General features: G+C 41.8%; 6 protein-coding genes. All 6 read left to right on the forward strand.

What is annotated here, in order from left to right:
- Positions 1-418: 418 nt before the first annotated feature.
- On the forward strand, positions 419-1,870 hold the full coding sequence (gene gatB, locus HYU69_06930; protein MBI2270080.1) for an Asp-tRNA(Asn)/Glu-tRNA(Gln) amidotransferase subunit GatB: 1,452 nt from the start codon (positions 419-421) through the stop codon (positions 1,868-1,870).
- 77 nt (positions 1,871-1,947) lie between these two features.
- Complete coding sequence (locus HYU69_06935; GenBank protein ID MBI2270081.1) at positions 1,948-3,096, forward strand: TlpA family protein disulfide reductase; 1,149 nt, start codon at positions 1,948-1,950, stop codon at positions 3,094-3,096.
- Positions 3,097-3,111: 15 nt separating this feature from the next.
- Complete coding sequence (locus HYU69_06940) at positions 3,112-6,117, forward strand: M1 family metallopeptidase (GenBank protein ID MBI2270082.1); 3,006 nt, start codon at positions 3,112-3,114, stop codon at positions 6,115-6,117.
- A 47-nt stretch (positions 6,118-6,164) separates the two neighbouring features.
- Positions 6,165-6,902 (forward strand): UDP-2,3-diacylglucosamine diphosphatase, encoded by a 738-nt coding sequence (locus tag HYU69_06945; protein MBI2270083.1) that lies wholly within the window; start codon positions 6,165-6,167, stop codon positions 6,900-6,902.
- A gap of 546 nt (positions 6,903-7,448) precedes the next feature.
- Positions 7,449-7,997 (forward strand): hypothetical protein, encoded by a 549-nt coding sequence (locus HYU69_06950; protein ID MBI2270084.1) that lies wholly within the window; start codon positions 7,449-7,451, stop codon positions 7,995-7,997.
- A gap of 241 nt (positions 7,998-8,238) precedes the next feature.
- A complete protein-coding gene (locus HYU69_06955) occupies positions 8,239-12,180 on the forward strand; it encodes a hypothetical protein (GenBank protein ID MBI2270085.1) in 3,942 nt (1,313 codons plus the stop codon).
- The last annotated feature ends 267 nt before the right edge of the window (positions 12,181-12,447 follow it).

Here is a 12,447-nt window from a genome sequence, read left to right on the forward strand (position 1 = left end):
ACATCCAGTCCGCAGCCTCGTTCAACTATTTGTTCGTATTCTATTTTTTCTGTTTCCATGATGCTATATTGTTTGATTATAGCACCAAAGTTAAATGTTCATTCCTCTTTGTGTTTATTAAATCATGAATGCTTCATCTGTGTATAATTTTTAAGTTACCATTTGTCAGATGGAATACGCCATATTTATGTCCATTTGGTATGCCGAAGGTATATGGCTATTTCATGTAATAATTTTATTCGATATAATTTCTGCTTTGTGTAAGCACTTTATAATTTTAGCTGCTTTAAGTCTGTTTATTTAAATGAGGTATGAAGATCGCAGGAACGGGAGATTATTGAACCGCCGCCATGTTTACATGGCTTCATATAATCAATTGTTTTGTATCTTGCACATCCTAAATAAAGGACAATCTGAGATGAGTGTATACGAAAAATATGAGCCGGTAATTGGCCTGGAGGTACATATCCAATTGCTTACTAAAAGTAAGGCCTATGCATCCGACTCAACTGAATATGGCAGTCTGCCCAATACTAATGTGAGCGTTATTTCATTAGGACATCCGGGCACTTTACCACGGACAAATAAAAAAGTGATCGAGTTCGCCGTACGTTTGGGACTGGCCACTCATTCAACTATCCGCAAAGAAAACCAATACGCCCGTAAAAATTATTTTTACGCCGATCTTCCCAAAGGTTACCAGATTACACAGGACAAAACTCCTATTTGTACAGGTGGATATATTACAATCAAAAATGATGACGGAACAATGAAAAACATCCATCTCACCCGCATTCACATGGAAGAAGATGCAGGTAAGAGCATGCACGACATTGATCCGTATGATACATTGATAGATCTTAACCGAGCTGGTATCCCTCTTCTTGAAATTGTGAGTGAGCCTGAAATACGTTCAGGTGAAGATGCGTACAAATATTTAAGCGAAGTACGTAAGCTGGTCCGCTACCTGGATATTTGCGACGGCAACATGGAAGAAGGCAGCCTGCGATGTGACGCCAACATTTCAGTGATGCTGAAAGGATCCAAACAATTTGGCCGCAGGGTTGAAGTAAAGAACATGAATTCCATGCGCAATGTGCAGCGCGCCATTGAACATGAAGTGAAAAGGCAAATAGATATTATTGAAAAAGGCGAAACCGTTGTTCAGGACACCCGCAGTTTTGACGCCGTTGCCGGAACAACCTTTTCAATGCGTACCAAAGAAGCGGCAAATGATTACAGGTATTTCCCGGAACCCGACCTGCAGCCGGTAATTGTTACAGAGGAATATGTCTCAGAGGTGAAAGCCAAACTGCCGGCTTTGCCTAATGAATTGTTCAATAAATACACCAATGCATTAAAGCTTTCGGCATACGATGCAGCAGTATTGACCGAAATAAAAAGTTTCGCTCTTTATTTTGAAGAGCTGATAAAACACACCACTAATTATAAAGCCGCAGCTAATTGGATGATGGGCACTGTTAAATCCTATCTGAATGAAAGCGCACTGGAAATTGAACAATTTCCGATCGAACCGTCGCGCCTTGCACTGCTTATTAAATTAGTTGATGAAGGCAAAGTGAGTAACACCGTTGCGTCGCAAACCGTTTTCCCCAAGATGCTTGCCGAGAAAACGAAAACACCTCTGCAGATCGCAGAAGAAAATAATTTAGTTCAGGAAAGTAACCAGGATGCTTTGATGGAACTGGTAAAGCAGGCTGTCGCTAAATACCCTGAAAAAGTAACCGAATACAAGAACGGGAAGATTGGAGTAATTGGCTTGTTTATGGGCGAGCTGATGAAACTATCGAAAGGAAAAGCCGACCCGAAAGTGGCGAATGAATTGATGAAAAAGGCATTGGAGGAATAGCCGCTCTCTAACTATCCCTCCTTCGTCAAACTCAGGACAGGCTGGTGAGAGGGCAATTAAACTATAAATATTGAATTATGCAAAAAACAATCTTTTTTTTCTCTGCAATTATACTTCTTGCGGCATGCCAAAACAATAAAGAACAGGAAGCAAAAACCTCAGGATTTGAACTGAAAGGCAAACTCGAAAACTCAGGCGGCGAGCAGCTCTTTCTTGAAGAAATGACCGCGCAGGGTGTTCATGTAACAGATACAGCCGCCCTGGACGAAAACGGAGAATTTTCCTTTTTGAACGCGAATCCTTCATTAGGTTTTTATCGCCTGCGCATAACAGATGCCAATTTCGCGATGCTGATACTCGATTCAACACAGAAAGTGGAACTGACAGGCGACGCACACGACCTTGGAAATACATTCCGTGTTAAAGGCTCACCCGATTCCGAATTATTCTGGGTAGTCAACGAAACCTCCAAAAAAAGTTTTCAGAAATGTGATTCGATCTTACGCGCATTTGAAGCGTATGCCAATCTTAATAAAGGAGACAAAGCCAAACTGGAACAGTTTAACAAAGAAGCCGAGCTGGCCTACACAACGGAATCAAAAGGGTTGAACGACTATTTACACGATGTGATCAATAAAAATCCTGCATCGTTGGTAGCAATTGTAGCCCTTCAACAGCTCACTCCCGAATACAGCGAGGATGGAAACTTAAGCTACTTTAAACTTGTTGATGAAGCATTGATGAAAAAATATCCCGGATCAGCGCAGGTACAGGCTTTTCATGCGGGCGTAGAAAGCATGTTAAAAACAGCGGTCGGCGCTATGGCCCCTGAAATTTCTTTCCCGACACCGGAAGGACAGCCGCTGGCTCTGTCTTCGCTAAAGGGTAAATATGTTATCGTCGATTTCTGGGCGTCCTGGTGCAAGCCTTGCAGAGCCGAAAGTCCGGCTATGGTAAAATTGTATGATAAATATCACTCAAAGGGATTGGAAATTTTCAGCGTATCCTTGGATGAGAAAAAAGAAAGTTGGACAGAAGCCATTAAGAATGACAACCTGCACTGGAACCATGTAAGCGACCTGGGCGGATGGCAATCGGCAGCGGCAAAGGCATACGGAATAACAAGCATACCGCAAACGTATTTATTGGATAAAGAGGGGAAAATTCTTGCTAAAGAGTTACGCTCGGAAGGCCTGGCGGAAAAATTAGAAACACTGATAAAATAGATCATCACTTTGTTCATGCAAAACAGATCCGGCAGGTTAAAGTGCGCAGGTTATCTCCTGCTATTTTTTATAATACCTCACTCCTACTCCCAGGCCTATTTCCAGCAGGAGGTCAATTATAAAATTGATGTGAAGCTGGACGATGTAAAGCACGAACTTACCGCGTTTGAAACTATTGAATACATTAACAATTCGCCGGATGAATTAAGTTATATCTATTTTCACCTCTGGCCCAATGCCTACAAAAATTTAAATACAGCGCTGGCCAGACAATTGCTGGAGAATGGAAGTACGGCCTTTTATTTTTCAAAAGAAGAAGACAAAGGCTATATAGATCAATTGGATTTCAGGATCAACGGAAATTCAGCCTTGCTTATCCCCGATCCGCAGATGATCGATATTGGCAAATTGATATTACAGGATAGGTTGAAGCCCGGTGAAAAGATTACGATCACAACTCCTTTTCATGTGAAGATACCCAACGGAATGTTTTCACGCATGGGTCATGAGGGGCAGCAATATCAAATTACACAATGGTATCCGAAACCGGCTGTATATGACAAAGACGGCTGGCACCCTATGCCGTATCTCGACCAGGGAGAGTTTTATTCCGAGTTCGGTTCTTTTGATGTCGCCATCAGCGTTCCCGGGAATTACGTGGTGGGCGCAACCGGTGATCTGCAGGATGAAGAAGAAAAACACTGGATGAATAAAAAGGCAATGGACGCGCTTGCTTATGAAAAATTTCCGGAAACAGATTCATTCCCAAAGTCAGATGCACAGGTAAAGACAATTCATTACAAACAGAACAACATTCATGATTTCGCATGGTTTTGCGACAAGCGTTATAATGTTATGAAAAGCGAAGTGGACCTGCCTCATACACATCGTAAAGTAACTACCTGGGCCTTGTTTACAAACTCAGAGGCCCGCACATGGAAGAATGCCACACAATATATCAACGATGCTTTATACCACTATTCACTCTGGAACGGCGACTATCCATATAACAATTGCACCGCGGTTGACGGAGCTTTGAGCGCGGGGGGAGGGATGGAATATCCCACCATCACCATTATAGGAGAAACACGAAGTGCGTTTGCACTCGATAATGTGATCACCCATGAGGTAGGACACAACTGGTTCTACGGAATACTCGGAAGCAATGAACGTATGCATGCCTGGATGGATGAAGGGATAAACACATTCAATGAATCCCGATATATGCAGAAAAAATATCCGGACGCGACGATTACCTCGGAGGGCAAACCGAAACACGACCTGCTTGACCTTTCCCGCTATCCCCGTAAACATGAAGGATATCTGATCTATGCATTCTCCGCGACCGTAAAACTTGATGAGCCATGCGATCAACCTGCAGAACAATATTCGAAGATCAATTATGCCGGCGATGTTTATTCCAAAACCGGGATGGCATTTAATTACCTGATGGCTTACCTGGGAGAAGATGTGATGGACAAAGCCATGCAGCAATATTTTGAAACCTGGAAATTCCGACACCCTCAACCAAACGATCTCAAAAAAATTCTTGAAGAAGTAAGCGGGAAAGAACTTGGCTGGTTCTTTGAAGATCTTATAAAAACAACAAAGAAACTCGATTATAAAATAATGTCATACAAACAGCTGAACAATGGTTCATTTGACATTGTATTGAAAAATACAGGAGAGATAAAGTCTCCCGTATCTATTTGCGGCATCATTGATGGTAAATTAAGAGCGCAGGTATGGTACGATGGATTCACGGGTGAACAAACAGTAGGATTTCCTCCGGGCAAATTCGATGCATTCAAAATTGATTTTTCCGAGAACATGCCCGAAATAAACAGGAACAACAATACTATTCGTACACACGGCCTGTTCAAAAAAACCGAACCATTGAAGCCGCAGCTCTTTGTAAGTCTCGACAACCCTGACAAAACACAAATGTTCTTCACTCCTGTAATGGGCTGGAATAATTACAACAAGTCGATGCTGGGAGTGGCATTTTACAACATTACAGTTCCCGAAAAGCGATTTGAATATGCACTGCTGCCTATGTATGGATTCGGGAACCGGGAGCTGGCGGGTTATGGAAGTATGTATGCTAATTTTTATCCGGATAAATTAGTTCAGAGAATAAGTATTGGTGCCAATGCCGCACGATTCGCGTATTCCGATCATCCATTCACTCTGAATTTCAATAAAGTTGCCCCACAAATAGAATTTATTTTTAGGAACAGATCGTCGAGAAATCCGATCAAACAATCGATCAAACTCCGTAGCGTAAATATATTCATAGATACGTATACAGCTGATCACAAATTCTCGCCGCCCATATATAGTCCTGATAATGAAAGTTACACGATAAACCAGGTACTATTTACCCGTGAAAATACAAGAGTTATAAATCCTTTCTCTCTGATCATAGATCTGCAGCAATCTATTGATTTCATTAAAACATCTATAGAAGCGAAATATGAAATAACATTGAAAGGCAAAAACAAAAGCATCGATTTGCGTTTTTTCGCGGGCTCCTTTCTTGATAACTCAAGTCCGAATGCCGGCCTATACCGCTTCAGAACCAGCGGATGGACCGGTTCACAGGACTATATGTATGATCATATTTTCCCGGGCCGCACTGAAGGCTCCGGGCTATTGTCACAGCAATTTGTTGAACGGGATGGAGGATTTAAAACACTTGCTTTTGTAGGTCAGACCGTACAATGGCTGACAACAGTAAATATTAAATCTTCAATTCCAGGCATACTGCCCATTCGTTTATACGGGGATATTGGTATAACAGCCGATGATGCACGGTTAAATAATACCGTTTTATATGATGCGGGCATTGATCTGAGTATCATAAAAAATGTTTGCGAGATCTACTTTCCTCTTGTACTCTGCGACGATTTCAAAACCACATTTGATGTGAATAATATAAAATATAGCGAGCGAATTCGCTTCACATTGAACATCAATTTGCTGAATCCGATTACCTTTATAAAGAACTTTAAGATCTGAACAAAGATGGCTCTCTCTATAAATAGCAGGGAGTGTACAGAACGAGGATGAAAAAAATATATTTCGCATCGGATTTTCATTTAGGCATTCCCAATTATGAAGCCAGCCTTGTGCGTGAAAAAAAACTCGTGCAATGGCTGAATGAAATAAAAGACGATGCCGGTGAAATATATTTGATGGGTGACCTGTTTGATTTCTGGTTCGAATATAAAAGTGTAGTGCCTAAAGGTTATATACGCTTATTAGGCAAACTGGCAGAGCTTACGGATGCCGGTATTAAAATCAACCTGTTCACCGGCAATCACGACATGTGGCTGTTTGACTACCTTCCGAAAGAACTGAATGTAGTTGTATGCAGAGACGTGATACAACGTGAATACAATGGAAAAAAATTTTACCTCGGTCATGGCGACGGCCTAGGTCCGGGCGACCGTGGTTATAAGTTCATTAAAAAAGTATTTGCCAATAAAGTTTGCCAGTGGCTCTTCGCCAGGCTTCACCCTAATTTTGCGTTCGCTGTCGCCAATTACTTTTCAAGCACAAGCCGTCTTGCAAATATTACTGAAGATGAAAAATTTTTGGGAGAAGATAAAGAATGGCTGGTGATCTATTGTAAAGAAATATTACACAAGGAACATTTCGATTATTTTTTATTCGGGCACCGCCACTTACCGCTCGATATAAGACTGAGTGAAAAAAGCCGCTATATTAACCTCGGAGATTGGGTGCGTTATTTTTCTTACGCTGTTTTTGACGGGGAAAAGCTGGAATTGAAAAAATATTAATCCTCCTTATTGAACGCCCCTGTAATTACTTTTTAAAAACGCAATAGTCTATAAATCAATAATTTGATTATTTTTTTATGTAAATAACCTTCCTGACTTTATCCTATTTAATGCTATTTTGAAATAGAATTTTGAAATGAATATATTTTAACATTATCCAACTCCCCCTGCGCATTTCGGCATCCTTCATCTCTTAAACACTTGTAAACATAGTGATTTGGACATATATTTTATACTTCAGATCTCCCCTGCTATTATTTTGCACATATAAATTAATAAGACTGAATCATAATTTTCAATTGAAAACGGTTTTTGTTTCAATTTAAATTAGCCTATTTTTAGGAGGAAATCCAAAAATTATTTGAATTTAAGTGGTAGTCAGGTTAATAAACAGATGAATAGGAAAACAATATTAGGGACTTTTTGTGTAGACATTTCCTTTTTATATAATTAAAATATCAAATATGTAGATGATTTCCATCAATTACGTAACTATTGTTAAGTTAAAACGTATACTTTAATTTTAAGCCTTTTCTCTTACAAAAAATGAAAACAGTCCACCTCTTTAGTATATTTTTCAGGAACTTATTTATACTACTTTTCATTGCACTAATTTCGCCTATTAATCTCTCCGGACAAACAAAAAATAATAATATTTCTTTTGTAAACATTACAACGAATATAAATACTATAAAAGGCAAAGCCGATCAAACTTATCGGTATGCCGAACGGTCGTACAATGCAGATAACCTTAATGAAGGTAAGATCTCAGCTAAACAAGCACTGTTACTCCTGGAAGAAATGAAAGCAACAATAACGAACGCACAAACGAATTTTGAACCCCTCTTAACATCCGACAACAACAAAAAACATGGGAAGTTCCTTAATTCAATTGCAAGTGATCTTATGGATATCCAAAACAAAACGAGTTGGGCCATACATAAAGCAAATAAGATCATTTCAACAAATGAATTTGATGAAGTTAAACCGGCTGCAGCCGAAGTAATGTCTGAAACAAAAAAAATTGAAACTATTCTTGCTGAAGCAACCGCCAATATTACCCTGGCGGATCGCGAGCTCAGCGAAATAAAATAATAACTAAACCACTATGGGCAGAAAGTCCATAGGTTGAGATAAAGAAAGAATGAAATTCTTTCCGCAATACTAAATAAAAATGCTCTGTGGTTCTCTGTGTCTCCTCTGTGAAACTCTGTGTAACAAAAAAATTACACAGAGAAAAAGGAGTAGTCACAGAGAGCCACAGAGAAAATAATGTTTTTAGAAACTGAAAGTCTTGCAACTGAAAGTGTATAGTTTCAACTAACGAATGAGACCAATGAATTATTACTTAAATAGGTTTAAAATAAATCATTGCTACATCCCTGTTATTGCACTGATACTTGTTTTTACATGTAACAAAACAACGGGGCAGACATGCAGCAGTCCGATCCCACTTACCATTGGCGCGAATGATGCCACTTGTAATTCACTGAGCTTTGGTTCGCTGAATGCCACTGATTTTGACGCCGAAACCCCGGCCATTACGACGGTTACAAATACCTGTGGCGTCACCAAAGACCACAATCCCAGATGGTATTCCTTTACCGGTGATGGTTCCACAATAAGGTTTAAAATCTATGGACAGGATCAGGCCTCGCAATTTCTGGTCTTTGATAATATGACCTGCGGTGCGAGTATCTCGGCTTCGCAATGCGCGACATTTCCGGATGATAATCAGCCTCACATAATAGATATTAATACAATCAGCGGACATGTATACAAGATCGCGGTCGTAAAACAATCCGGGAATAGCACCATGCTTGGAAATGTTTGCGCATACAAAACCAATGGGAATCCTTATTCATCTGTTTGTGATCCTGTAACAGTGAACACTTCAGGCTCTTTGCCCAACCCGGTCAACATTTCAATAAGTACCTCAGCATGCGGCTCATCTGTAACAGCAACAAGTCTTAACAACAGCAAGCCAAGCGGAGTAACGCCTGTTGGCTGCGGCGGAGTTGCCAGCGATGATGAAGAGTGGTGGGGTACATTTACCGGTAATGGGCAGGAATTGATCGTGAAATTATCCGGAGCCAGTCAGGATGATGCTGTTTTAATGGTTTATAGCGGAACCTGCGGAGCAAGCATGAACCTGGTTTCGTGCCATACAAACAGTCCTATTTCAACCATGTCGCAAGCGGTAACTATTGCTACTACCAATGGAACCCAATACTGGGTTCGCTTACAGCGCAGTAACGGAACGATCTGCGTTTACCCCAATCCCCAACCGGGAAAACCATATTCACCTTTGTGCGATGCAATACCTGTCGCACTTACCGTGAAAACGAAAAATGTGGATTGCTTCGCAGCAGGAAACTATGCGAATGCAAATACAAACAAAGTCGCTCCCGCACCTCCAACACCATGTGCGCCCGGCGCAATATTCGATGAATGGTGGATAGGTACATTTACCGCAATCGACACTAAAACCGAATTGTATCTGTGGGGAAAAGATGAAACCAACGCTTCCATAGAAGTTTTAGAAGGACCTTGTAGCGGAGCAATGACCTCCGTGTTTTGCAACAACAATACCGGGCTGAAAGATCAGCCGAATTGGGGAAGCATGAACACCGTAATAGGAAAACAGTACTATGTAATTGTAAAATCAATGGGCTTAATGGATTTTGGCCGCCTGTGTATTTATTCTCAACCTCCGGAACCAACCAAACCATATTGTACAACACCAATGTCTTTTGAAGACGGCGTCGGAGCCGGGTGGGTACTTCAATCAGGTGCCTACCACCTTGTTAGTGCTCCGGGAACTACATGGACCTACACATATCCAACTATCGGCACAGCCCCTTCTGCCAAATTTGCTGTTACTTCAGGTACAGGTGTTGATCCCATTGTTGGAGGTATGATACCGGTTGTAGCACCGGGTGGAGGCAATTATTCATTTCGATTAGGAGATAATGTGGGCGCCGGATACACTCTTACCGTACCCGGACAAACAGGGACAAACCAGTCTGCAAGCGAATCAATGTCATTTGATTTCGTTGTAAGCGCGGCAAATGCCGGATTTGGTTATAAGTACGCTACTGTAATGGATAATGCAGGGCATCAACTGGAAATTCAAAACATGTTTGATGTAAAATTAACATTGCCCAACAGCGGAAACGCTATTATTCCATGCGGAAATTACTCACACATACCTAATGACGGGGTTTCTCCATTCAATTATGTAGGCAGCAATACAGATATTACGAGTCAACTTCAGTTTTGTTTTACCCCCTGGACAGATGTGCTGACCGACCTGAGCGGATATGTAGGACAAACCGTAAGAGCGACATTCAGGGTACGCGATTGCGCGGGAGGCGGAACCGGTCTGTCCGCAGGACAGTATGTGGATCCTCAGGCAGGAGGACATTGGGCCTATTCCTATATTGACACTTACTGTGTTCCGATGACCATTTCTTCCCCGGAATTTTGTGCGGGGGCCGGAAGCATCCAGATCTGCGCACCTGTGGGCTATCAAAGTTATTCCTGGCCGGCCGGCCAATCCGGACTGCCCGGATCACCAACAACACGATGCGTTACTATTACCAGTCCTTTGGCCGGCACTACTTATACAGTTAATATGGTTTCGGTAAATGGCTGCCCCACAACAGCAACAATAAAAATCAATAATATTCCGGTTACAAAAACCACCGACACTACTTTGTGTGGTCCCGGCGGAGTTAATATCCCGTTAAATGTGACCGTTAGCAATCCGGTTTCTCCTCCATATACATACAACTGGTCACATGGACTGGGCAGTTCTTCTAATGTAACTGTTGCACCAATTTCAACCACTACATATACTGTCACTGTTTCCAATAGCAGCGGATGCTCTTCCACAGAAACCATTAAAGTAACCATTCTGTCCTGTAGCGGCCCAACGGTTCTGGCTAATGCATCGCGTATTTGTCCGGGTGCATGCGCAACTGTAACATCGACTCCTTCCGGAGGTTCAAGCCCTTACACATATTCCTGGAATACCAGTGCCACAACTCAAAATATTAATCCCTGTCCGGGTTCAACAACTACATACACTGTAAAGATCACCGATGCCGGAGGAAACACAGCCACAACAACAGCGACTGTAATTGTTGATCCTGCAGTAAATGTTACCACTACCCCTTCGAACATTAACTGTAACGGAGGCACTAACGGAAGTATCAATGCTACTCCCACAAGCGGTACATCACCCTATACGTATTTATGGAGTGCCCCCGCACAAACTACAGCTACATCAACCGGACTTGCACAAGGCACCTATACTGTGACTGTAACTGATAATAAAGGATGTACGAATACTGCTACAGCAAGCATCACCCAACCCGCCGCATTAACTTCAGGTATTACTTCAGGAGCGATCAATTGTGCCGGAGGAACCACTACAGCAACAGTTACCGCAGGAGGCGGAACTCCTGTATACACTTATAACTGGAGCGCTCCCGGGCAAACAGCCGCCACCGCCTCAGGACTTTTACAAGGCAACTATACTGTAACTGTAACGGACAATAAAGGGTGTACAAAAACCAGTTCCATAAATATAACACAACCCGCTGTTCTGACTTCAGGCATTTCTGCCGGTACTATTAATTGCTTTGGCGGCAGCACTACCGCTACAGTTACGGGCGGAGGCGGAACACCTGTATACACTTACAGCTGGAGTTTTTCCGGACAAACAACAACAACAGCAACCGGACTATCACAGGGAAATTATTCTGTTACCGTTACAGATAACAAAGGATGCACCAATACTAGTAACGTAACTATCACACAGCCAAGCGCAACAACCGCAAGCATTTCCGCTGGAACCATCAATTGCTCCGGCGGCACAACAACTGCAACTGCTGCAGCCGGCGGCGGAACACCCGGTTATATTTATAACTGGAGTAACAGCCAAACAACTCAAACAGCAACCGGATTGCTTCAAGGCATTTATACATTAACAGTTACTGATTCCAAAGGCTGTACTACGACTTCCACAGTTACAATAATTTCACCTCCGGCTTTGAGCGGACATTTTACCAAAGGCACTGCAAATTGTGTGGATTGCGGCTGTAAAGAATGGTTAATGATAACCGGAACAGGAGGCACAAGTCCATACACCTACTCATGGCCCGACGGATATGTGAGCAGGTACAAAAATAAACTCTGTCCCGGTACACAAATAATAAATATTAAAGACAAGAACGGGTGCAGTGTAAATATCAGTGTGACGGCACCTTAAAAAGAAACTCATTCTTTATCGGGTTTGGTCTTCCCCGCATTACCTCAGAAAAACACCAATTCACAATCTCGAAATTTTATGAAAACGGGGACAGTTGTATTACTTCCGGGCAACTTATAATTACAATTATACCAATTATAAATAAAATTCAGTCCAATATTTGCAGAATAGATTTTTTTTATTATTTTTGGACTAAACTATAAATATAACAATATGTCATTCGCAAAAACAATACACATCAAAGAGAGTGTGAAGGAATTATCCCAG

It is taken from the genome of Bacteroidota bacterium (assembly GCA_016183775.1).
GTDB lineage: Bacteria > Bacteroidota > Bacteroidia > JABDFU01 > JABDFU01 > JABDFU01.